Below are 23,990 nucleotides of genomic sequence, written 5' to 3'. Positions count from 1 at the left end.
GAGGGTAGAGGAAAAATCTGGTCGGCAAATATGGAGCTAAGTGCATCAATTCACTGATTTGCCTGGTATGAGATAATATTAATGCAGATAGTTTTTGATGTAAAAACGATCATTTTAATAATAAAAATTTATTTTTCCGATTAAAAACCGGAAATAAAAAAACCGAGCTAAAAAGCTCGGTTTTTTCGAATCTGCGCATTTCCAGATTAGATGTTGTCCAGGTTGATACCTAAACGGCCAGCCACTTCTTCATAGGCTTCAACCACGCCGCCTAAACCTTGACGGAAACGGTCTTTATCCAGTTTTTTCTTGGTGTCTTTGTCCCATAGACGGCAACCGTCTGGAGAGAATTCATCACCAAGTACGATACGGTCGTGGAACACACCAAATTCAAGTTTGAAATCGACCAGAATCATGTTACCTGCGTCAAACAATGCTTTAAGCACGTCGTTCACTTGGTAAGTCAATTCTTTCATTTTCGCCAATTGTTCAGCAGTTGCCCAACCTAAAGCAATGGCTTGTGATTCATTGACCATTGGATCGCCAAGCGCATCATCTTTAAAGAACAATTCAAATGTTGGAGGAGTCAGTTCCTTGCCTTCTTCCACACCCAGGCGGCGGCATAAAGAACCTGCTGCATAGTTACGGATCACACATTCAACCGGGATCATATCCAGTTTTTTCACCAGCACTTCATTTGGAGTCAGTAGCTTTTCAAAGTGGGTCTCAATTCCCGCTTCTGCCAGTTTTTCCATGATGAAGGCGTTAAAACGGTTGTTCACCTTGCCTTTACGATCTAGTTGCTCAATTTTTTCGCCATTGAATGCTGAGGCATCATCGCGAAAGACTAAAATCAGATGGTCTGAACTGTCTGTGGTGTAGACAGATTTCGCTTTACCAGTATAGAGCAAGGTTTGTTTTAACATGAGGGAACCTTTTACAAAAAAAAATGCCTAGAAATGTCTAGGCTGGCCAATTTTGGTAAATCTGGTTGAGCAGTTCTGCAGCTTTTTCACGGTCGGCAAAACTGTTATCGGCATTGAACACAGCGAGGTTATTACTCGAACCGACAGAAGATAATCTTAATACATAGGTCTGCTGGTCGACCTTAATCGTGACTTCGTAACGATTTTTGCTCTGCGCAACGATGCTATGATTCAGACTGCTGAGGGTGGCAAGTGTATATTGCCAAATTGTAGCAGAATTTCCCTCAATTTTAAGCAGCGGATTAAGATTTCCGTCAGTGACCAACTGTGGTTGACCCACTGTATTGGTTTCGGTTAGATCAGCTGTATTTGAGTTTTCAGTCTGGGCTTGTGGGCGTGGCAAGGCAAAACGGTTGCCACGCTGGTTTTCAAGCTTCGGTGCATGTTCAATTGCAAGCGGATCAACTGTTGGAGCAGGATACAATGGCGTTGCAGGACGAACCATGGCGCCTTCAGGATATTGTAAAGCTTCCAGGGTAGTAGTCTCTTTATAGTCTAAAGTGCCGTTATTAAAGGCCATTGAACTACAACCTGCCAAACTGAATACTGAAAGTGTAAGGCTAAGTCCTAAACGTAATTGCATAATCTTGTGCTCTTTTATTTAATAACGCCCGCTTCGACCAGTGCTTCATGAAGCGGAGCGCGATATTGTTCTGCAAGTGGTGTTAATGGAAGGCGAATACCCGTACCAATTAAGCCCATGTCATGGAGTGCCCATTTCACAGGAATTGGGTTCGATTCGCAAAATAAAATATTGTGTAAATTTGCAACCTGAGCATTTAACTGTTCAGCTGTGGTTGCATCACCGGCAATGGCGGCAGCACACACTTCGCTCATAGCTTTCGGAGCCACATTCGCTGTGACCGAGATATTACCTTTGGCACCATGACCGATCAGCTGATATGCAGTGGCATCATCACCCGAATAAACAGTCATGTCTTTGCCTACAAGACCTTGTAGCAGTTCAGCACCGCGCGGTACATCGCCAGTCGCATCTTTAATACCGATAATTTGTGGAATATCCGCCAGGCGAATCACGGTTTCATTGGCCATATCCACACCGGTACGGCCTGGAACATTATAAAGAATCTGTGGCAGGTCAACAGCTTCAGCAATAGCTTTATAATGCTGATACAAGCCTTCCTGAGTCGGTTTGTTATAATATGGCGTTACCAGTAAAGCGGCATCTGCCCCTAGCTCTTTGGCTTCGCGGGTCAGTTCGATCGCTTCACGGGTCGAGTTCGCACCTGTGCCGGCAATAATAGGAATACGTTTGTTGGCCACACGAATGATTTCTTTGATCACCTGGGTGTGTTCACTCATGCTGAGAGTAGAGGCTTCGCCTGTTGTTCCAACGGCGACAATACTGTTGGTGCCCTCTGCAATGTGCCATTCAACCAGCTTCTCGAGACCCTTCCAATCTACGCTGCCATCTTCAAACATAGGGGTGACGATTGCGACTATGGAACCTTGAATGGTCTGTGCTTGCTGAGTCATTTTAAAAAACTATCCTATTTGTCCATCCGAAAGGAATGAGAAAACATAAATTGGGATGGATTTGTATTTTGATTTATAGCAAATTCAATAGATTTGCATTGAATTGAATATTGCTTATGCAAATTATGACTGATCAAACGCATAAGAACAATATGCTTTAGTAAAAGCTACTGAATTCTTTATACAAAGCCTTTTGGAAACAATCAAGTAATAAATAAGATGATTTATAAAGCAAAATCCTGAGACCAAAGTTATGTCTCTAGTCTAGACAAAAGAAGATATTGCCCCAAATGAACCCAATAATGATAAGGCTTGTGCAAAAAGATCAGCTGAAAACTGCGATTTTTATGCCTTTTGATTTTGGAATAATAGTTATATTGGATAAATTGAGATCTCGTACATCTTGATCGCACTCTTGTACCCAGACAAATAAAGACAAAAACTATTAAGACTAATCTTTTTTAAATATCAATAAATTGAGAATTTTTTTTCTTATCGGTTAATTTTTTAACTTGATGTATAAGCCTTAAAGTCTAAGTCTTGAACTTTATGATGTTCTGATTAAGTGTTTTTGCGACTTTATCAGTCAGCATCTTCAATTGATTTACTTCAGCCCCTTTTGGAATATCCAAGCAAAACGTTCAACTTATTGATAGTTATTTCTGCAATCAGGCTCATAGATGATGGCTGTCTTTTGTAACGCTGATTGAACAAGGATAATCCAATGGAAAAATCAGACAATAAGCATGCTATCGTCACGGTCGCCATCTGTTTTCTGATTGCGGTGATTGAAGGCTTAGATATTCAGGCAGCCGGAATTGCTGCTGCAGGTATTCGTGAGCATTTTGGTCTCGATAGTTCCCAGTTGGGTGTGTTTTTTAGTGCAGGGATTCTGGGTTTATTACCGGGTGCACTGGTTGGTGGCCGATTTGCGGACCGCATTGGCCGTAAGAAAGTGTTGATCTGGTCGACAGCAATATTTGCTGTATTTACCTTATGTACCGTCTGGGTCAATAGCTTTAACAGCTTGCTGGCAGTGCGTTTCCTGGCTGGAGCAGGTCTGGGCGGCGCGATGCCGATTCTGATTACACTTGCTTCTGAAGCAGTCTCTCCACAAAATCGTGGCCGTGCAGTAGGTTTGATGTACTGCGGTATGCCAGTCGGTGCAGCGATTTTATCTTTGGTTGCTGCGACTGAATTTGGTGCCAACTGGAAAAATGTTTTCTATCTTGGTGGCCTGTTACCGATTTTTGCCATTCCGCTGATGATGCTATTTTTGCCTGAATCGAAGGAATACCTGAAAGCACAGAACAAAACGGCTGCAGAACTTGCTGTTGCACCGCAGGGTTCATTCAAGGACTTGTTTAATTCGGACAACCTGTTACGTACGCTATGTATCTGGGTAAGCTACTTCTTTACCTTGATGGTGGTTTACATCATGTTGAGCTGGTTGCCATCATTGTTTATGGAACTCGGCTTCACACGTAAAGATGGCTCAACCGCACAATTCTACTTCATGGTTACAGCGACCCTGGGTACGATTATTCTGGGTATGCTGACCGACCGCTGGAAGAAAGCCTATGTGATCCTGTTGATGTACGGGGGCATTCTGGCAGGTCTACTGGCGCTGAATGGTGCAAGCTCGCTGAACCAGATGTATATGGCCGCCGCATTGGCCGGTGCCTTCGTGATTGGTTGTCAGGGTGTACTGTATGCCTTCGGTAGTATCGTTTATCCGACTGAAGTGCGTGGTACTGGTGTTGGTGTTGCGTCTGCAGTTGGCCGTATCGGTGCCATGCTGGGTCCAGTCATCGCCGGTCAGTTACTGACGGCAGGTTTTGGCGCTGCGGGGATCATTACTGCTGCGATCCCATGTATCATCATCTCTGCATTATGTATGCTGTTCCTGGTGAACCGCACTAAAGTGTAATGTTCCAAGATTTTAAAAAGCCTGCTTTTGCAGGCTTTTTTATTTTCAGAATTTAAGAATTAAATATACTGTTTTCTAATTAGAAAGGCTCATCACTTTATATCTTAAAACTTATTTTTTGTAGAGATCTAGCTTGATACAAGCCCGGAACTCATCTCATATTTGTCAAAAACAATGAATCTATTGATTTGCTCATATACACATGCCGAGAATACACAGTCATGCCATTTTTAGCAGCAGGGCTAAAAATCCTCGAGTATTTTGCGCTATGCTTGGGCATAAATCGAAATTTCAATGGATGAAAACAGATGCAGAATAATGTCGCTTTACTGGTCGTAGACGTACAAAGAGGATTTACCCCGGGAGGCAATCTGGCTGTAGCCAATGCTGACCAGATTATTCCAAATATTAATCTATTGGGGCAGCATTTTAAGCATATTATCCTGACCCAAGACTGGCATCCGGACAACCATATCTCTTTTGCAGACAACCATCCCGGCAAAGCAGCCTATGACAGCATTCAGCTGGATTATGGCAGTCAGGTTTTATGGCCAAAGCATTGCGTGCAAGGGACACGCGATGCCGAACTGCATCCGGATTTAAATTTACCGCAAGCACAACTCATCATTCGCAAGGGCTTTCATTCCCAGATCGACAGTTACTCGGCCTTTATGGAAGCCGACCAGAAAACCACTACCGGTCTTGCTGGTTATCTGCGTGAACGTGGGATTGATACCGTATTTGTGGTCGGGATTGCTACGGACTTTTGTGTGGCCTGGACTGCAATCGATGCCTGCGAACTGGGCTTTAAGACCTATGTGATTGCCGATGCCACCAAGGGCATTGACCTGAATGGTTCCTTGCAACATGCCTGGCAGGATATGCTGTCGCATGGCGTAAAACGTATCTATGTGAAAGATATTGTTCAAGCTGCTTAAAAAGCTGGATAGGGATAGAATTTAAATATTCCTTTGATCTTATTTATATTTAAATATAAAAAATCAGGCATCAACGTGTGCCTGTTTTATCTTGCTTTTTCTCCCTTAATGTCACCTGGATGAAACCCATGTCAGCCTTGCTCCAGTTTAGCCAATTTGTCCAAAAAACCTTTGCTTTATGGGTGGTCCTTTTTTCCGGCATTGCCTTGATGATCCCCGAGGCTTTTGTGTGGTTACGGGCTTATATTCCGTGGATGTTGGGCATCATTATGTTCGGCATGGGTATGACCATGACGATAGGTGATTTTAAAAGTGTCTTGCAAATTCCGAAGGCAGTAGCGATTGGCGTCGTCGCCCAGTTTATGGTGATGCCGAGCTTGGCCTTTTTGCTGTGCAAGCTGTTCCAGCTGCCACCAGAGATTGCGATCGGGGTAATCTTGGTGGGTTGCTGTCCGGGCGGAACTGCATCCAATGTGATTACCTATATGGCCAAGGGCAATACTGCCTTGTCGGTCGCCTGTACCTCGGTTTCGACTTTACTGGCGCCCATTTTAACTCCGGCCATTTTCTATATGTTGGCCAGTCAGTGGATTGAGATCAATGCCTGGTCGATGCTGGTGTCGATCTTACAGGTGGTGTTATTCCCAATTATTCTGGGCTTAATCGTACGGGCGCTACTCAAGCAAAAAGTCACGGCCTATATTCAGGTCATGCCGTTGATTTCTGTGATTGCGATTGTGGCAATTGTCGCGGCGATTATTGCCGGCAGTAAAGCCCAGATTCTGGAGTCTGGGTTAATGATTTTAGGAATCGTGGCCTTACACAATGGTATGGGCTATTTACTGGGTTATTGGGCCAGTCGTATATTTCACTTGGCAGAAATAGACTGTCGTGCAGTATCCATTGAAGTCGGTATGCAGAATTCTGGTCTGGGTGTGGCTTTGGCGGCGACCCATTTTGCTGCATCTCCAATGACAGCTTTGCCAAGCGCCATTTTTAGCCTGTGGCATAATATTTCAGGGCCAGCTTTAGCCACTTATTGGGCTGCCAGACAAACTGAAAAAACAGACACCTAATTGCAGTTTGATGACAGCGCGCAACAAGCCAGAGGATGATTTTTTATAATGTGAAGAAATTAAAATATTAATCTATATAGATTTATCAAGCTTTGTAACATAAGTGTCATAAAGTCTGCCTAAGATCGCCCCTCAATGATGTGAAACAACAGACTGTAATCAGCAGCATTGAGAGGGCATGGAACAATTTCAGCATTCGTCAGCGACCTATTTTAATCGGGAACTTTCCTTATTTGAATTTCAGCGTCGTGTCTTGGCACAAGCACTCGATCCGAATTTACCGATTTTAGAGCGCTTAAACTTCCTGATTATTTTTTCCCGTAACCTGGATGAGTTTTTTGAAATCAGGATTGCCGGGCTGATGAAACAGCAAGATCTGAATGCGACTACCCGGACGCCTGATGCTGTACCCACCGAGCTGATTCTACAAGAACTGTCCCAGTCCATTCATGCCACAGTGAACAAACAGTATGAGGTTCTGAATCATGCAATTTTGCCTGAACTCCAGGCGCAAGGGATTCAGTTTCTTCAATATCAGGATCTTCTGGAAAAACACAAGGCCTGGATTGCAGCCTTTTTTGCCAAAGAAGTGCAACCGGTACTGACCCCGATCAGTCTGGATCCTTCACATCCTTTTCCACGTTTGGTGAATAAAAGTCTGAACTTTATTATCAGCTTGGAAGGTAAAGATGCCTTTGGCCGTGAAATCGAGATGGCAATTGTGCCGGCACCCCGTTCTTTACCGTGCCTGATTAAAATTCCGGAAGACGTTGCCGGAAATAATACCACCCAGATTTTTCTGACTGCGATCATCCAGCAGCATATCAGTGATTTGTTTCCCGGCATGAAAGCGACCGGATGTTATGCCTTTCGGGTCACCCGCAATGCCGATCTGGTACTGTCGGAAGATGTCGATGATCTGGCCGTGGCCTTAAAAGACGAACTGTGTTCGCGCCGCTTTGGTCGTGCAGTACGTCTGGAAATTGAAAATGACTCTCCACAGAACATCATCGACTATTTGCTGGATGAATTTAATCTGACGGAACAGGAACTGTACCGGATTGATGGACCAATCAATTTGTCCCGCCTGAGTACCAGCTTTGAGCGTCCGGAATTAAAGTATCCGCATTTTAGTCCGGTGATTCCCAAAATTTTCCGTAAACAGAAAAGTATTTTTGAAATTTTGAAAGCGCAGGATGTGCTGCTGCATCATCCTTTTGATTCATTCCAGCCGGTGATTACTTTGCTGCGCGAAGCGGCCAAGGATCCGGCGGTGCTGGCGATCAAGCAGACCCTGTACCGCAGTGGTCCGGATTCGGAAATTGTTCAGGTGCTGGCAGAAGCCGCACGGAATGGCAAGGAAGTCACAGCCGTGATTGAACTGCGGGCACGTTTCGATGAAGAATCCAATATTATGGTGGCCAATATCCTGCAAGAAGCCGGGGCAGTGGTGGTCTATGGCATCGTCGGTTATAAAACCCATGCCAAAATGATTCTGATCGTCCGGCGTGAAAATCAGGAATTACTGCGTTATGCGCATTTGGGCACCGGAAACTATCATGCCGGTAATGCCCGCATGTACACCGATTATGGCCTGATGACCACACAGCCGGATATCTGTGAAGATGTGCATCGCATGTTCCAGGAACTGACCGGCATGGGCAAAATGGCCAAACTGAAAGCCTTGCTGCATGCACCGTTTACCCTGCATAGCGAACTGCTGAAACTGATTGAGCAGGAAAAGGCATTTGCCCTGGCTGGAAAAGCCGCGCATATCATCATCAAAGTGAATGCGTTGACTGAACCGCAATTGATTGCTGCCCTGTATCAGGCGTCACAGGCTGGGGTGAAAATTGACCTCATTGTGCGTTCAATCTGCTGCCTGATTCCACAAGTCACCGGCATGTCAGAAAATATCCAGGTCCGTTCAATCGTCGGACGTTTCCTGGAACATACCCGAGTCTATTATTTTGAGCATGGCGGCGCCAAGAAACTGTATTGTGCCAGTGCCGACTGGATGGGGCGCAACCTGTTTTCCAGAGTTGAAACCTGTTTCCCGGTGCTGGATCCAGAGCTGAAAAAACGGATTTATAAAGATGGCCTGATTAGCTATTTAAAAGATTGTCAAAATGCATGGGAGTTAGATGCCGATGGTCAGTGGCATAAAGTCCCTTGTCAGTATCCGGCCCAGCCTTATAATGCCCAGCAATATCTGCTGGAACAAAAACAGTTAAAAATTTAAAGGGTAGGCCAAGATACGCTGGCGTATTTGTTTTGTACCCATCAAAAAGCCGGATATTGAATCCGGCTTTTTTAATTGCAATATTCAGTGATATTTATGAGGCTTTGGACTGTTTGGATTTTAGAATTTCGGTTCTAAAAGTCTGTGCCAGCTCGGCGCTTTCAGCATCCATCCCATTCACCACAAAAGCATGACGGGTCAGGACATTGGTTGGATTCGGCATGCTGACCAGCTGGAAGTGATCACTCACATCTTTCAGCAAGGTGTTCGGTACATGTAAGGCACTTTCTTTCGCGACCAGATGCTGAGTCAGGCGCTCAGCGGCCTGTACCGAGCTGAGCTGCATCTCCTCGACTTTAGAAGCAATCGCGCTACGGGTTTGTAGCACAAAACGTTTTTCTTCACGATAGCGTTTATACAGCACTTCCGAAAGCAGCTGGAACACGGCACTGATCATGGTCAGGGAGGCCAGGGCATTCGGTTTGTCTGCCGCGATACTAATGGTGGCACCTTTTTCATCAAATTTATGTACGGTACAAATATCAGAACTATTCAATTTATAGCGTTGCACACAGAGTTCGGTGGCTTTATTCAGGAAAATCTGGCAGAGATTGAAATAAGGCACTGAAACGGTTTTATTCACGCTATCCAGTAATTGTTTTGGATCGTAGAACTGGATGTTTAAGCTCAGGCTATCGCTCTCCAGTACCGCCGGCTTATGTTCTTTTTCTTTGGCTTTATTTTTCACTGCCTGTTGGGCTTGGGCAATCGCCAGTGCCGCATTATGCTTTTCCTGTTCCAATGCCTGGGTCAGGGTCTGAATCTCGAATTTCAGCCGCGATTCGTTATTGATGCGCGCCAGATATTCAGTCCGGCTTGGACGGGCAATGGCACGGTAAGCCACCCAGATTAACGCGTGAATAATGAACGAGAACAGAATCGCCAGCCATTGCGTGCGCAGAATTTCACCAATACTTGGTTCAATCAGGGTGATTTCAATCACACCGACTTTTTTCTCGTTTTGCAGCGCATCACGGACAAAAACTTCACCCTCGCGAGTTTTGGTCAATCCACCAGTGGCTAAAACCTGAGCTTTCGCATCCAGAATTCGAATGGAAGCTACACTTGGATTGGTGGCATAACGATTTGCCAGCAAAGCCAGAGAAACGCGGTTGGGCGGTTCAAGCTCAGACAGGCTGTCTGTCACCAGTTGACTGGTGATCAGCTGTCCCTGATTGGCACGGTTTTCATTCAGTTGGTGAGTGGTTGCCAATACCAGTAAAAAGGTATGCAGAGCAAAACTTACAATCAATAGGCTAGCAAATAGCCCTTGTCTAGGCGCATTCAACGTAAACTTCCAAGGCAATTCTGTTCAATTTCGATTATGATTCTAACAATAGTTGTAGCTCAGACCCGAGTCAATTCATGCGAGAAATCATTCTTATATCATTCTTAGGACCTGACCAGCCTAATCAATTTACACGATTAATGCAGGTTTTGTCCGCTCATTCCCTACAGATTTTAGATGTAGGGCAAGCGGTTATTCATAATCAGCTAACCTTAGGTATTGTTGTTGCCTCTGAAGACCAGACTGCAACCGCATTAGCCATGAAGGAGATCCTGATTCTAGCACATGATATCGGGTTAACCGTGCGCTTTAAACCGATCTCTGCAACTGAATATGAGCAGTGGGTCAAAGAGGGTGGACGCACACGTTATATCGTAACGGCATTGGCCCCTGAATTAAATGCCTCTCATCTGCAAGCCGTGACCCAGATTGTCTCGGGCCAGGGTTTTAATATTGAAACCGTGACCCGTCTGTCTGGTCGCCCCGTTTTAGATGGTCAGAGTGCCGGTCCAAAACGTGCCTGTGTCCAGTTTGGCCTCAGTGGACAAATGCTGGATGCAGCTGCCATGCGTGCGGCCTGTCTCAGCCTGTCGAATGAACTGAATGTCGATGTCGCGGTTCAGGAAGACAATGCCTATCGCCGTAACCGCCGTCTGGTCTGCTTTGATATGGACTCGACCCTGATCGAGCAGGAAGTGATTGACGAATTGGCAATTGAAGCCGGTGTTGGTGAGCAGGTTGCAGAAATTACCGAACGTGCCATGCAAGGCGAGCTAGACTTCCAGCAAAGCTTCCGTGCCCGTGTTGCCTTGTTAAAAGGTATGGACGCATCGGTACTGCCGAAAATTGCCGAGCGCCTGACCATTACTGAAGGGGCTGAACGCCTGATTTCGACTTTGAAAGCATTGGGTTACCGTACTGCAATTCTTTCTGGAGGTTTTCAGTATTTTGCGGAATATCTGCAAACTAAACTGGATATTGATGAAGTACATGCCAATGCGCTTGATGTGCAGGATGGTGTGGTTACCGGTGAAGTCAAAGGCCATATTGTCGATGGCGCGCGTAAAGCCTTCTTGCTCGGTGAAATCGCCCAGGAGATGGGAATTTCCCTGGAACAAACCATTGCAGTCGGTGATGGCGCCAATGACTTGCCTATGTTATCCATTGCAGGACTGGGGGTGGCTTTCCGTGCCAAACCTCTGGTACGCCAAAATGCCAATCAGGCGATTTCTAGCGTCGGTCTGGACGGTGTGCTGTATCTGCTCGGCGTACATGATAAAGACCTGAACCGTGCATAAGTACAGGCTTTGCTTGATTTTAAACGCGACCTTTGGGTCGCGTTTTTTTATCAAATGGAGCGTAAAACTCTGTTCTTCAGGTCAGAGATATAAGCGACACGACATGAAATGTCGTTTATTTTTTAAGAATCAATAATTTTAATTCAACATGAGCTAATATAAGCCCATGAAAACACTTAAATTACGCATAAAAGACAAACATTGCAAGGTGCTAGACCAATTAGCATCTGAGGTGAACTTTGTTTGGAATTATGTCAATGATTTAAGTTTCAAACACCTAAAAAGAACAGGTGATTTTTTCTCAGCATTCGATATGGCTAAATACACAAAAGGGACTTCAAAATTGTGTGGTCTGCATAGCCAAACGGTGGATGCAATTAGGGAAGAATATGCTGCTAAAAGAAAACAGTTTAGAAAAGCAAAATTAAAATGGCGTGTAAGTAACAAGAAGTCAGCAAGAAGATCGCTTGGTTGGATACCATTCAAAAAATCAGGACTGAAATATGCTGAGGGATGGGTTGAGTATGGAAAAACCAAATTTGGCTTATGGGATAGCTACGGTTTAAACAAATATGCCGTTAGAACAGGCTCATTTGTTGAGGACAGTCGTGGGCGTTGGTATGTGTGCCTGGTCGTGGATTCACCTAAGTTAGATAAACCAACTGCAACTAAAGCTATTGGCATTGATCTAGGCTTAAAAGATATAGCCACCTGTTCTGATGGTACTGTGATTTCAAATCCAAAGTTCTATCGAAAATATGAACAAAAACTAGGTACTGCTCAACGAGCGAAGAATAAAAAGCGTGTTCGTGCATTACACGCCAAGATTGCAAATTGTCGTAAAGATCATTTGCACAAAGCAAGCACCATGCTTGTAAAAGAAAATGCACTGATTATTGTTGGCAACCTGAGTGCTAAAAAACTTGTGAAAACTAAAATGGCTAAATCGGTTTTAGATACAGGATTTTCAGAACTCAAAACAATGCTCAAGTATAAATGCGAGAACGCAAGTGTATTGTTTGAGGAAGTCAACGAAAGTTTCACAACCCAAATCTGCTCGTGCTGTGGTGAGATCACCGCAAGCAGTCCGAAAGGTAGAGCAGATTTGCGAATAAGAGTATGGGAATGTGAAAACTGCTCAAGTGTCCTGGATCGGGATTTGAACAGTGCTAAGAACATACTTGCGCTTGGGCATAAGCGTCTAGCAGTAGGAATCACCCTCCTTTCAGGTGGGTGAGGATGTCAATGCTTATGATGTGAGTTATATAAGGAAGAGTTGAAATATGGCTACAAAAACATCGATCATCTTAAACGGAAAAATAATTTTTTCACTTAAAAAAACTACTGATAATTTTGTAATGACACGCCAACATTGGCGCAGTCATTGATCCACAAAAATGTGAAAAGCAAAAAATGTAATGACAATATAATATCGCGACAAAGTATGTCGTTAGGCTGGATGACAGGACTTTTTTTATGCAAAAAACTCAGCATAATGCAGGCATAGAGATACAAATCAACAGATTCCATTTTATTGATTTAACGAAATTCAATAGATAGAAGCGTTGCAATATCAAGCGGAAACTATCTATCTGGATGGAGGGGGTTATATGGTAACAGCGAATTTAGCAACGATTGTGGGCTTCAGTTTAGTCGCTGTAGCTGTGCTTGCTGTGTTCTTCTCGCCTTATCGTCGCTGGTTAAGCTTTATGGCGGCCGGGATGCTGGTATGGGGCCTGATCGAGGTGATTCGTGTAGGAACTCAAACTTGGTTTGAGCTACCAATGACGTATAGTTATCTGAGTGCGTTAACTGCGGTCATGATGGTCGTGACTGGCCTGTTGTTGCGTGAAGATCGTCGTGCTGAGCGTGCTTTGGCAAAACGCCGTTGCATCGAACATACGCCAGTGTATGAAGACGACCAGCAGCAGCTTTCAAGCCGTTAATTCTACAAGTTGCAATGAAAAAAATGCACCCACGGGTGCATTTTTCAGTTTGGAAATATGATACAAACTGCATAATCCACCTAGCTCAGAACTATGCTAGGATATTTGTCAATTTTCGTACAATTAGAATAGGCATCCTCCATGAAACTGTCGTCCATTCCTGTGTTAAAACTTCCTCTTATTGATATGAGTACAGATCCGCTGGACTTACTGGTCGCAGGTTTAGCTTTACGTATGAAGCAGTTGGCACGTACCAGCCCAAAATTCATTGAACTGGTACATGGACGTCAATTCCGTATCCAGATTGGTACGGATGAAGGCATGGCACGTCAGATTATTGTGGATAACGGTCATATCGATACGGTTTCGGGTGATGCTGAAAAAGCTGATTTTGTGTTGCAGTTTGCCGACAGTGAGCAGGGCGTGAAGACCTTGGTCAAAGGTGACCCGACGGCATTTATGACCGGGATGCAAAGCGGCACGATTAAGATGGAAGGCGACTTTGGCCTGCTGGTCTGGTTTAACCAGGTGGCAAAAATGATTCCACCAAAACTGCCAAAGCCAGTCAAAGAAAAAGTGAAAATGGTACGTCAGTTTATTAAAGAGAAAACGGGTCGTTAAGTTTAGAGCTAAGCTTTAAAAATAACTAAAAACCGATTGCATGCAAATGTAATCGGTTTTTTAATGGATAAGTCGAAAAATAATAATAATCACAGTGATATGAAAATAATCTATGTCGGGTTGATCTTGATTATGCTTATTTCCTGTAAGCCTGCTTCGAATGATATTGATATTCTATTGGAAAATCAGAGTGAACAGCATTTAGCTGTCGTCATCATTCAATATAAGGGTGGAGAGGAAAAACTAAAAAATATTGCTGTAGGAGACAGCATTGCTTTTAAGATCCATTCCAGCGGAGATACAGGGCTAACAATCTTCGGATTGCCTTTGCCCAATCATCCGCAAGGGGGAGGCCACAGCGAAGCAATACCTAATAAACTTCGATTGACTAAGTTTGCAGCCGTGAATAATTATATTGAAGCAGGCAGCTTCGGCGATATCAGGATTAAAATCAATTCAAATATGGAGGCGGATACCACGTTCAATCTAAAATCAAAGTACTGATAAAAATAAATCATTCCACTTCCAGATTAAACGTCACAGGTCCATCATTAACCAGATGCACTTTCATATCGGCTGCAAAAATACCGGTTTGTACATGTTCAAACTGGCTTTGGGCATATTCTACCAGCTGCTCATAAAGTGCTTTAGCCTCGGCAGGTGGCATAGCGGGGCCAAAGTCTGGACGTAAACCCTTCTGGGTCTGTGCCATCAAGGTAAATTGTGAAACCAGCAATAAACCACCGCCGGCTTGGGCAACATTCCAGCCCATTTTCCCTTGTTCATCATCAAAGAAACGGTATTTCAATATCTTATCAATCAGCTTTTTGCCTTTTTCCAGATTGTCATCTTTACCTAAACCTAGAAAAACCAGAATTCCTTTTTCAATTTCCCCAGTGGTTTCACCCTCGACCACGACTTTAGCTTCTAAAACTCTTTGTAATAAGGCACGCATTTTACATATGGACTGATAACGATAGATGGAGGTGATTGTAGCAAGAATAAAATCTGGAGCAGTATTAGATGCCGTTTTTATGAGCTTTAAATATATGAAAATCAATTGATTAATTTTTATAAATTCATTAAAGCGATTGAATTAATAAAAATAATCTGTTTTATCTATTTATTGTGTTGGCGTATCTTAGCCCATGCAGGAAAGGTAATAAATTGAGAGATTTAGAAATGTTTAAGCGTTCATTACTGGTTGCAATGCTTGCAACGGTGACAGCTGCACAAGCTGCACCATTAACCAAAGATAACGGGGCACCAGTTGGCGACAACCAGAACTCGATCACTGCGGGTCCACAAGGTCCAACTTTGCTGCAAGATGTGCAACTGGTTCAAAAACTGCAACGTTTTGGTCGTGAGCGTATTCCTGAACGTGTGGTTCACGCACGTGGTACAGGGGCTTATGGTGAATTCGTTACTACGAAAGATCTGTCTGATTTAACAATTGCTTCTTTATTCAAGGCCGGTACCAAAACTCCAGTTTTTGTGCGTATGTCTACCGTCATTCATGGTAAAAGTTCACCAGAAACCCTACGTGACCCTCATGGTTTCGCCATCAAATTCTATACCCAGGAAGGTAACTGGGACTTAGTCGGTAACCAGACGCCAGTCTTCTTTATCCGTGATGCGATCAAATTCCCGGATTTCATCCATGCGATGAAACCAAGCCCGGTCACCAATGTACAAGATGCCAACCGTGTATTTGACTTCCTGTCTAGCCAGCCTTGGGCAACCAACATGCTGACTTATGTTTATGGCAAGCAAGGTGTCCCAACCAGCTACCGCGAACAGGACGGTTTCGGTGTACATGCCTACAAACTGTATAACGACAAAGGTGAATACAAGTACGTGAAATTCAACTTCCGCTCGAAACAGGGCGTGAAGGGCTTGAACGTGAAAGAAGCGGCTGAGCAGCAAGGTAAAGATTTCAACCACTTGACCAATGATCTTTATAACAACATCTATGCAGGTAACTTCCCGAAATGGGATCTGTATATTCAGGTGCTTGATCCTAAAGACTTGGGCAAGTTTGATTTTGATCCGCTAGATCCAACTAAAATCTGGCCAACTGAGCTGGTTCCAGAAACCAAAGTGGGTACTTTGACCCTGAACCGTATGCCGAAGAACTTCTTCAATGAGACTGAACAGTCGGCATTTGCGCCAGGCAACCTGGTACCAGGTATCGAGCCATCAGAAGACCGTCTGCTGCAAGGCCGTATCTTCTCTTACTCGGATACCCAAATGTACCGTTTAGGTGCCAACCACCAGCAAATTCCGGTGAACCGTCCAGTGGTAAATGTGAACAACAATAATCAGGATGGCTACATGAATATCTCTGAGCGTGACTCGGATGTGAACTATGAGCCAAGCCGTAAAGAGCCAAAAGCTGCAACTGAAAAAGCACGTGCGGTACAAACACCATTATCGGGTCATGTACAGCAAATTGGTGTGAAAGAGCAGAACTTCAAGCAGGCAGGTGAGCTGTACCGTTCATACACGGCTAAAGAGAAAGATGACCTGATCATGAACCTTGCTGCTGACTTAGGTGCAGTGAAAGATTCAGAAACCAAGCACATCATGTTGTCTTACTTCTATAAGGCAGATGCGGACTACGGTACACGTATGACCAAGGCGGTAAACGGTAACCTCGCGACTGTTAAAGCCAAAGCAGCGCAACTCAAAGACTGATTTCGATAGGTCGATCAGGATTGGTGACTAGGGCTTAAGAAGTCACCTCCGTAAAGTCCTGTAGAATTCCAAACCTTTCCTGCACCCTAGGGGGAGTTCTACAGGCAACTTGTTTGCTCGAATTTAAAATGCATTTCAAGATTCAACCGTATTGAAATGAATTCGATTTCTGCTGGAGTTCATCATGAAAGTTATGTCATCTGTGTTTTTAGCCAGTATTCTCACGATAGGTTCCGCATTCGCAAACGTGACTGTCGCGAAGGATATCTCCCCCGCTAAAACTGCGGACAATGTTCAAATGAACTCACAACAGGAATTGGTCGCCCTGTTCTTTGCTGCCGCCAAAATTGGCAATAGCGAAGTCATTCATGAATTCTTAAAACACGGCTTTCCGGTCGATGTACGCAATAAAGACGGTTATACGCCGTTGATGATGGCAACGTATTATGGTCATCAGGATATTGTCAGTAGTTTGCTTAAACATGGTGCCGACCGCTGTGCTCGAGACAATCGAGGCAATACGGCCTTGATGGGAGCTTTATTCAAGATGGAATTTGCGATTGCCAAGCAGCTGCGTCAGATAGATTGTGATGCCCAGGCGCAAAAAACCGGACAAAAGACCACAGCCGAATTTGCCAAAGTCATTGGTCAGGAAAAACAGTTGCAGAAACTGATTCAGGAACAGGAAAAAGCTCAGGTCAACACCCAGAAATAAAGCGGGTTATGCTTCTGATACTTTTGTCGCAAATACAGCCAGCTGTACGTAAATCCTGCATTATTGCATGACTTTTTATGCTTTAATGCAGAGATAAGCACAGCGATATTCCCTTAGTTATGGCTCCAATTATCCATTCTCTGTTAGATACTGACTTGTACAAATTCACCATGTTACAAGTGGTCTTACACAAGTTTCCGCAAACGCATAGTGTCTACCATTTCCGTTGTCGTAATCTGGAAGATACAGTCTATCCATTGACGGATATTCTGGATGATCTCAATCATCAACTGGACTTGCTGTGTCAGCTCAAATTCAAAGAAGATGAACTGCAATACTTAAGAAGCTTACGGTTTATCAAAAGCGATTTTGTGGATTATCTGGAACTGTTCCAGCTCAAGCGCCGTTTCATTAAGGCCAGTATCGACAGTCAAGGCCGTCTGGATATTGTGGTGGAAGGCCCGATGGTTCAGGCGATGATGTTTGAGATCTTCGTACTGGCGATTGTGAATGAACTGTATTTCAGCCGCATTCGCACACCTGAAGTGTTGGCGGAAGGCGAGCGCCGTTTAAAAGCCAAAATCGAGTTATTAAAGCAGTATGATGCTGCGCAAAACCCCAATGATCCACCATTTTTGGTGTCAGATTTTGGTACGCGTCGCCGTTACAGTTTCGATTGGCAAAAGCATGTGGTCGAAGAATTTCACAAAGCTGCACCGCATGTGTTCCGTGGTACCAGTAATGTACTGTTGGCCAAAGAGCTGGGGATTACCCCGATTGGCACCATGGCGCATGAATTCCTGCAAGCTTTTCAGGCGCTGGACGTACGTCTGCGTAATTTCCAGAAATCTGCACTGGAAAGCTGGGTGCAGGAATATCGTGGTGACTTGGGCATTGCCTTGACCGATGTGGTGGGGATGGATGCCTTCCTGCGCGACTTTGACCTGTACTTCGCCAAACTGTTTGATGGCTTGCGTCATGACAGTGGCGATCCTTATGAATGGGGTGACAAGGCCTATGCGCATTATAAAAAGCTGAAAATTGACAGCAAAACCAAGATGCTGACTTTTAGTGATGGCCTGAATCTGGAAAAAGCCTGGAAACTGCATCAATACTTTAAAGACCGTTTCCAGGTCAGTTTCGGGATTGGTACCAATCTGACCAATGATATGGGACAGACTCCGCTGAATATTGTATTGAAACTGGTGGAATGTAACCGTCAGTCAGTGGCCAAAATCTCGGATAGCCCGGGCAAGACCATGACCGATAATGATACGTTCCTGGCCTATTTACGTCAGGTTTTTGAGATCAATGAACCTGTCTAAGTCAGTTTGAACAATTCATAATCTTAAAGAACCGTGTCTATGCAGATGCGGTTTTTTTTATGCAAGCTTATTTAAGACCAGGGTTTAGCTAAAATCTTGCTAATCATCTGCAAAGAAAGCGCATCAGTGTAAAAACCAGCTGTGCTAAGATCAACAGGATTTGACCAATAATAGCCATGATAACGATGACCGCTGCAGCTTTTAATTTTGGCCTGCTGATTGAGGCAGAAGATTTAGTTCCCTATTTGGGCCATGAAAAACTTCGTATTGTCGACCTGAGCCGTGCCTCTGTGTATGAGCAGCTGCATATTCCGCACGCCTTGCATTTAAAGCCTAAACTTCTGGTGCGTCAGGAAGAAACGGCGATGGGACTGTTGCCGGACGCGGAAGGCTTGCAGGCTCTCATTGATTATCTGAATATTTCTCCTGAGCATCATGTGGTGGCTTATGATGATGAGGGCGGGGCATGGGCAGGGCGTTTGCTCTGGAACCTGCATTGTCTGGGTTTTGAAAATACCAGTCTGTTGAATGGCGGGATTCATGCCTGGCTCGGTGCCGGTTTGCCGACTTCTTCCAGTCAGGAACAGTTTGCACCAGTGAAGAACGTGTTGCAGGTCAATCTTGAGCATCAGGCGAATTTTCAGATTGGCTATGATGAACTGCGCCAACAGGTTGAAAATCAACAGGTTCAAATTTGGGATTGCCGTACACAAGATGAATATACTGGCCTGCGTCTAGCGGCTCGACGCGGCGGTCACATTCCGGGAGCACGTCATTTTGAATGGAGTACTGCCCTTAATCGTGAAAATCATTTAAAATTACAGCCTTTACCACGTACTCAGCAGCGTCTGGAACAACTGGGCTTTGATTTGAATCAACCCGTTGTGGTGTACTGCCAGTCCCATCACCGCTCAGGTTTGGCCTATATTCTGGGTCGTTTACTGGGCTGGAAAATTCGAGCCTATGATGGTGCGTGGAGTGAATGGGGCAACCGCCTCGATAGTCCAATCGCTACAGGGGAGCTGCCATCTTGAGCATCACATCACGTTTAAAACAACAGTTTTTTATTAAAGCTCAACGATTAGTACCGCAACATCGCTTGTCTCGGGTGGTGGGTAAAATTGCCGCCAGCGAAAACCCGATTATCAAAACTGCTGCAATTACTGCCTTTAAGGCGCAGTATGGCATTGATATGTCGATTGCTGAACAGGCCAATGCCCTGAAATTCAAGTCATTTAATGAATTTTTTACGCGTGCCCTAAAAGAAGGTATCCGTGCGGTTGATCCAGATGCTACGAGCATTGTTTCGCCTGCAGATGGTGCGATTTCCCAGCTGGGTAAAATTGAAAATGGCGATGTGTTTCAGGCCAAAGGCCAGAAATTTACCGTTGAAGCCCTGATTGCTGATCCGCAACTGGCTGAGCCATTCAAAAATGGTGAATTCGCGACCGTATATTTGTCGCCACGTGATTATCATCGGGTGCATATGCCATTTGCCGGAACATTAACTGAAACGCTATATGTTCCAGGCGAGCTGTTCTCGGTAAACCAGGTGACCGCAGAAAACATTCCGGGCCTGTTTGCACGCAATGAACGTATGGTTTGCCTGTTTGATACTGAAATTGGCCGTATGGCGGTGGTATTGGTCGGCGCGATGATTGTGGCGGGTATTGAAACCGTGGCAACCGGCAAAGTGAAGCCTTCAGGACGAATCGAACTTAATCAGCATGACCTGTTCCTGGAAAAAGGGGCAGAACTGGGTCGTTTCTACCTCGGTTCAACTGCAGTGATTTTATTTGAAGAAAATAAAATGCAGTGGGATGCTGCATTCAAGGCCAATTCTTTGGTGAATATGGGTGAAGCGCTGGGACATACTCTATAAGATACTTTTAACCTCTTGTTGCCTCCCCCTTTGAAAAAGGGGGATCGAGGGGGATTAAAATTTTTAACTTCCTTCTCTTGCACTTTAATTCAAAGCATTGCTTTGAATCTCGCTCAGGGAGGAGGCTAGGTGGAGGGGCTTTTAAAATAACCTCTTCCTTGCGAAGCCGTGCTTCTCATCTCCTAGAAGGTGAGGGAGCTTCCCCCTTTCTAAAGATGGATTTAATTTTTAGCTAATCCCCCCAGCCTCCCTTTTAAAAGGGAGGAGCTAAAAAGCAATAAAAAAGCGCCATCAGGCGCTTTTTTATTGCTAAGGTTTATCGTTTCACGACGATAGAATCGATCCCGCTATTTTGTAAGGTTTGCTGCGCGATAATCGCAGCTTCTGCAGAATCGTAAGGGCCAGAAACCACGCGATACCAGACTTTACCATTTTCTACACTGCGTACCACATCAGCAGATAAACCATTGAGAATAATTTCGGCGCGGCGGGCATCGGCCTGATCTGGATCATCAAAGCTGCGCACTTGCAGAATATAACTGGCCGGAGCGGCAACAGGTGCTTCACTGGCTTCTAAACCAGGTTCAGTCGTCGTCGCTTCAGGTGTAGCCACTTCAGGTCGAGGCGCTTCTACAATCACTACTGTATCCTGATTTTTGTTTTCAGGGACGGCCTGTTCAGGAATCGGCGTTACTTGTTGCTGCGGCAACAGATCATAAAAACGGTAATCTTTATTGGTATCTTCTTCTTGGACAGATTCAGCACTTGTTTGAGTTTTCGGTTTAACCGGTTCCCATGGCTTCCAGAGCATCAGTGCCATCAAAAAACTTAACACGATTAAAATGATCACGAGTGTGCCAAGCCAGGTTGGAATAAGTGGCTTTTTAGGCTTATTCGGTCTTTCAGATACACCGCGCTGCGTTTTTCCAAACACTTGGGATTTTCCTCTTATTAATCGGGACATATAGAAAAGGCATAACAGCAGTTATGCCCTTACTATTACTTCATCCTATGTGATCAGGATATAAAAGTCATCCTCTAGATCACAAATCACACAGAATTTTAATTTACCTGTATCTTCAAGCACGTAGCTAAAGTTACAAAATATCTGCTTAGCAGATAAACGGCAAGGTTTTGCTTACATGCTTTCAGGAGCAGATACACCAAGCAGTTCCAGACCGTTACGCAGTACCTGACGTACGTTCACTGATAACAATAAGCGCGCTTGAGTCAATTCAGCATCATCACCGAGTACTTTATTGTCGTTGTACCAGCCGTGGAACAATGCTGCCAGCTCTTTCAGGTAGTTACCAATTTGATGTGGCTCATAGCTGTTTGCAGCACGGACCAGAATTTCCGGATAGGCCGCTAGTTTGGCCAGGATTTCAGTTTCAGCATCAAGCTCCAGCTTAGCCGCCAAATTACGTGCCGCTGTAGCATCAAAGTTAACGTTGGTAGAAGCTGCTTTTTCTAACATACGACAGATACGGGCATGTGCATACTGGATGTAATACACGGCGTTGTCCTTGCTTTGTGACACAGCAAGATCCAGATCAAAGTCGATGTGCTGTTCAGACTTACGCATTACGTAGTAGAAACGAGCGGCATCATTACCGACTTCTTTACGCAGATCACGCAAGGTCACAAACTGGCCTGAACGGGATGACATTTGTACCATCTCGCCGCCACGCCATAGGCTCACGAACTGAACCAGAAGAACCGTTAATTTTTTCGAGTCATAGCCCAGCGCATCAATCGCTGCTTTTACACGTGCGATATAACCGTGGTGATCTGAACCCCAGATATCAATAATATCGGTATAGCCACGTTGTAACTTGTTCAGGTGGTAAGCGATGTCAGACGCGAAGTAAGTGGTCTGACCATTACGACGTTTCACGACACGGTCTTTTTCATCACCGAATGCAGTCGATTTAAACCAGATGTTGCCATCCAGTTCATACAGGAAACCACGCTGATCTAAGGTCTGTAAGGCTTCTTCAATTTTGTCTGTCAATGATTCTTCGCTGAACCATTGATTGAAGGTTACACCAAATTCGCCTAGGTCATCTTTAATATCATCTAAGATAGCTTTAAGCGCGGCTTGCAAGAATACGCGGTAGCCTGTGCCAATTAACGCTTGTGAATTAAAGATCAAACCATCGATGTGTTTTTCTTTATCGCCAGACAATACGACTTTATTACCATCTGCATCTAATTCAGCTGCAAACTGTACATCTTCAGGCACGTTTTTATACACGTCAGCCACAGGACGTACATAGGCGTCGCCATCCTGATCAATAATGCTTTGCGCGATTTCTTTAACGTAGTCACCTTGGTAGGCATTTTTCGGGAACACCAGTTCCTGACCCGTTAATTCTAAGTAGCGCAGATAAGTCGAAGTCGCCAGAATGTCCATTTGACGGCCAGCATCATTAACATAGTATTCACGATCGACTTTGGCGCCAGTCGCTTCAAGCAAGTTCGCAACCGTCATACCATACGCGGCACCACGACCATGGCCCACATGCAGGCTGGAGGTCGGGTTGGCAGACACGAATTCAACCTGGATACGTTTATCCGCATTGACCTGGGTACGACCATAAGTCGCCTGTTGTGCCTGGATTTGATCAAGGACTGCAAAGCGCTGGTCGGCATTCAGGAAGAAGTTAATAAAACCAGGACCGGCAATTTCTGCCTTGCTGATATCCGCCACTTCAGGCAGGGCAGCAAGAATTTTTTCCGCTAAATCACGTGGCTTCATAGCCGCAGCTTTCGACGCGATCATGGCAATATTCGACGCAAAGTCACCATGGCTTCGGTCTTTGGTACGCGTCAAATTACTTGTATTGTTCCAGTCAGATGGGAGTACGCCTTGTGCCTGTAAAGTGTGCACTGCATGATCGAGAGCTGCTTGTATTGCCGTATTCATAATCAGTCGAAAATAGAGATCGCAGAAAAACAGCAAATATAGCAAATTTCAGGCTGTTTAGGTAAAAGCATTTCTAGGGAATAAAAAGTAGAGGATCACTTCGTTAGAAGTTTTTGATTAAAGAAAGGGAAAATAACCGGATTAATCCCATGAAAATAAAACCAGTTTTTAGCTCAACATTTCAGATGAAAAAAACAATGCTCCACCGTACAGAATTTGGCTTATATTAGTCATCTGAAAACAGTAAAAAGAGCATGTCGTGGCTGCATCACAACGTCCGACCATTATCGGTCATATTCCTAAACTCCCTGCAAAATGGGCATTGATTATTGTGCCTTTTATCCTGTCCTGCCTGATGAGTGGCATTATTTCCATGATCAATATGCTGCGTAATCTTGGCTGGATTGATGGATTTATAGCACTCTGGTTTCATAACTGGATGATTTCCTGGGCGATTGCTTTTCCGATTGTAGTGACCTTATTGCCTTTTGTACGTAAATTCACTGGGCTATTGGTCGATATGTCCGGATCTCAGCCACCCAAATGATCATTTTTTAAAT

General features: G+C 44.6%; 22 protein-coding genes. 15 read left to right on the top strand and 7 right to left on the bottom strand.

The features are described from left to right. Positions 1-206: 206 nt before the first annotated feature. From purC to dapA, 3 genes are read right to left on the bottom strand one after another with little or no spacing between them, the layout of a single operon-like run. On the bottom strand, positions 207-926 hold the full coding sequence (purC, locus tag PV763_RS05625; RefSeq protein ID WP_004281247.1) for a phosphoribosylaminoimidazolesuccinocarboxamide synthase: 720 nt from the start codon (positions 924-926) through the stop codon (positions 207-209). Positions 927-963: 37 nt separating this feature from the next. Beyond that, on the bottom strand, positions 964-1,569 hold the full coding sequence (locus PV763_RS05620) for a hypothetical protein (RefSeq protein WP_004647178.1): 606 nt from the start codon (positions 1,567-1,569) through the stop codon (positions 964-966). 14 nt (positions 1,570-1,583) lie between these two features. Further along, a complete protein-coding gene (gene dapA, locus PV763_RS05615; protein ID WP_004647179.1) occupies positions 1,584-2,483 on the bottom strand; it encodes a 4-hydroxy-tetrahydrodipicolinate synthase in 900 nt (299 codons plus the stop codon). Between the two features lie 724 nt (positions 2,484-3,207). Here dapA and mhpT point away from each other — a divergent pair. From mhpT to ppk1, 4 genes are all read left to right on the top strand, one after another. After that, positions 3,208-4,413 (top strand): 3-(3-hydroxy-phenyl)propionate transporter MhpT, encoded by a 1,206-nt coding sequence (mhpT, locus tag PV763_RS05610; protein WP_121979811.1) that lies wholly within the window; start codon positions 3,208-3,210, stop codon positions 4,411-4,413. Positions 4,414-4,721: 308 nt separating this feature from the next. Next, complete coding sequence (gene pncA / locus PV763_RS05605) at positions 4,722-5,351, top strand: bifunctional nicotinamidase/pyrazinamidase (RefSeq protein WP_004729069.1); 630 nt, start codon at positions 4,722-4,724, stop codon at positions 5,349-5,351. Between the two features lie 128 nt (positions 5,352-5,479). Continuing rightward, entirely contained in the window at positions 5,480-6,427 is a 948-nt protein-coding gene (locus tag PV763_RS05600; RefSeq protein WP_420937475.1) for a bile acid:sodium symporter family protein, read from the top strand. 178 nt (positions 6,428-6,605) lie between these two features. Then, a complete protein-coding gene (gene ppk1, locus PV763_RS05595; protein WP_374956089.1) occupies positions 6,606-8,669 on the top strand; it encodes a polyphosphate kinase 1 in 2,064 nt (687 codons plus the stop codon). A 94-nt stretch (positions 8,670-8,763) separates the two neighbouring features. Here ppk1 and PV763_RS05590 read toward each other — a convergent pair whose 3' ends face one another. Beyond that, complete coding sequence (locus PV763_RS05590) at positions 8,764-10,017, bottom strand: hypothetical protein (protein WP_420937474.1); 1,254 nt, start codon at positions 10,015-10,017, stop codon at positions 8,764-8,766. 77 nt (positions 10,018-10,094) lie between these two features. On the opposite strand from PV763_RS05590, the gene serB reads away from it, so the two are divergent. From serB to PV763_RS05565, 5 genes are all read left to right on the top strand, one after another. Continuing rightward, positions 10,095-11,315, top strand: coding sequence for a phosphoserine phosphatase SerB (gene serB / locus PV763_RS05585; protein WP_004647186.1), 1,221 nt, complete (start codon positions 10,095-10,097; stop codon positions 11,313-11,315). 166 nt (positions 11,316-11,481) lie between these two features. Further along, on the top strand, positions 11,482-12,552 hold the full coding sequence (locus PV763_RS05580) for an RNA-guided endonuclease InsQ/TnpB family protein (RefSeq protein WP_004647187.1): 1,071 nt from the start codon (positions 11,482-11,484) through the stop codon (positions 12,550-12,552). 373 nt (positions 12,553-12,925) lie between these two features. Further along, positions 12,926-13,261: a ciprofloxacin tolerance protein AciT gene (aciT, locus tag PV763_RS05575; protein WP_004647188.1), complete on the top strand. Its 336-nt coding sequence runs from the start codon at positions 12,926-12,928 to the stop codon at positions 13,259-13,261. Positions 13,262-13,402: 141 nt separating this feature from the next. Beyond that, entirely contained in the window at positions 13,403-13,882 is a 480-nt protein-coding gene (locus tag PV763_RS05570) for an SCP2 sterol-binding domain-containing protein (RefSeq protein ID WP_044108790.1), read from the top strand. Between the two features lie 63 nt (positions 13,883-13,945). Continuing rightward, on the top strand, positions 13,946-14,386 hold the full coding sequence (locus tag PV763_RS05565; RefSeq protein WP_044108791.1) for a hypothetical protein: 441 nt from the start codon (positions 13,946-13,948) through the stop codon (positions 14,384-14,386). A 10-nt stretch (positions 14,387-14,396) separates the two neighbouring features. Here the strand turns inward: PV763_RS05565 and dtd are convergent, their stop codons facing one another. Continuing rightward, on the bottom strand, positions 14,397-14,837 hold the full coding sequence (dtd, locus tag PV763_RS05560; protein ID WP_044108792.1) for a D-aminoacyl-tRNA deacylase: 441 nt from the start codon (positions 14,835-14,837) through the stop codon (positions 14,397-14,399). 227 nt (positions 14,838-15,064) lie between these two features. On the opposite strand from dtd, the gene PV763_RS05555 reads away from it, so the two are divergent. From PV763_RS05555 to asd, 5 genes are all read left to right on the top strand, one after another. Further along, a complete protein-coding gene (locus tag PV763_RS05555; protein ID WP_129716249.1) occupies positions 15,065-16,579 on the top strand; it encodes a catalase in 1,515 nt (504 codons plus the stop codon). A gap of 184 nt (positions 16,580-16,763) precedes the next feature. Then, positions 16,764-17,294 carry an ankyrin repeat domain-containing protein gene (locus PV763_RS05550; protein WP_129716209.1) on the top strand — a complete coding sequence of 177 codons (531 nt, stop codon included), beginning with the start codon at positions 16,764-16,766 and terminating at the stop codon, positions 17,292-17,294. 119 nt (positions 17,295-17,413) lie between these two features. After that, positions 17,414-18,619 (top strand): nicotinate phosphoribosyltransferase, encoded by a 1,206-nt coding sequence (gene pncB, locus PV763_RS05545; RefSeq protein ID WP_044108794.1) that lies wholly within the window; start codon positions 17,414-17,416, stop codon positions 18,617-18,619. Positions 18,620-18,804: 185 nt separating this feature from the next. After that, positions 18,805-19,653: a sulfurtransferase gene (locus PV763_RS05540; protein WP_044108795.1), complete on the top strand. Its 849-nt coding sequence runs from the start codon at positions 18,805-18,807 to the stop codon at positions 19,651-19,653. Next, positions 19,650-20,501, top strand: coding sequence for an archaetidylserine decarboxylase (gene asd / locus PV763_RS05535; protein ID WP_044108796.1), 852 nt, complete (start codon positions 19,650-19,652; stop codon positions 20,499-20,501). The genes PV763_RS05540 and asd overlap by 4 nt, the downstream gene beginning before the upstream one ends. A gap of 316 nt (positions 20,502-20,817) precedes the next feature. On the opposite strand, the gene PV763_RS05530 is transcribed toward asd, so the two are convergent. Together PV763_RS05530 and argS are read right to left on the bottom strand one after the other, a co-directional pair. After that, a complete protein-coding gene (locus PV763_RS05530; protein WP_005245641.1) occupies positions 20,818-21,435 on the bottom strand; it encodes an SPOR domain-containing protein in 618 nt (205 codons plus the stop codon). Between the two features lie 204 nt (positions 21,436-21,639). After that, a complete protein-coding gene (gene argS, locus PV763_RS05525) occupies positions 21,640-23,430 on the bottom strand; it encodes an arginine--tRNA ligase (RefSeq protein ID WP_004729091.1) in 1,791 nt (596 codons plus the stop codon). A gap of 259 nt (positions 23,431-23,689) precedes the next feature. On the opposite strand from argS, the gene PV763_RS05520 reads away from it, so the two are divergent. Next, positions 23,690-23,977 carry a DUF2798 domain-containing protein gene (locus PV763_RS05520; protein ID WP_004729094.1) on the top strand — a complete coding sequence of 96 codons (288 nt, stop codon included), beginning with the start codon at positions 23,690-23,692 and terminating at the stop codon, positions 23,975-23,977. Positions 23,978-23,990: the final 13 nt, after the last annotated feature.

Source organism: Acinetobacter sp. AS5 (genome assembly GCF_048957595.1).
GTDB lineage: Bacteria > Pseudomonadota > Gammaproteobacteria > Pseudomonadales > Moraxellaceae > Acinetobacter.
The sequence above is the reverse complement of the archived record's forward strand: the minus strand, read 5'-3'. Positions and strand labels throughout refer to the sequence as shown.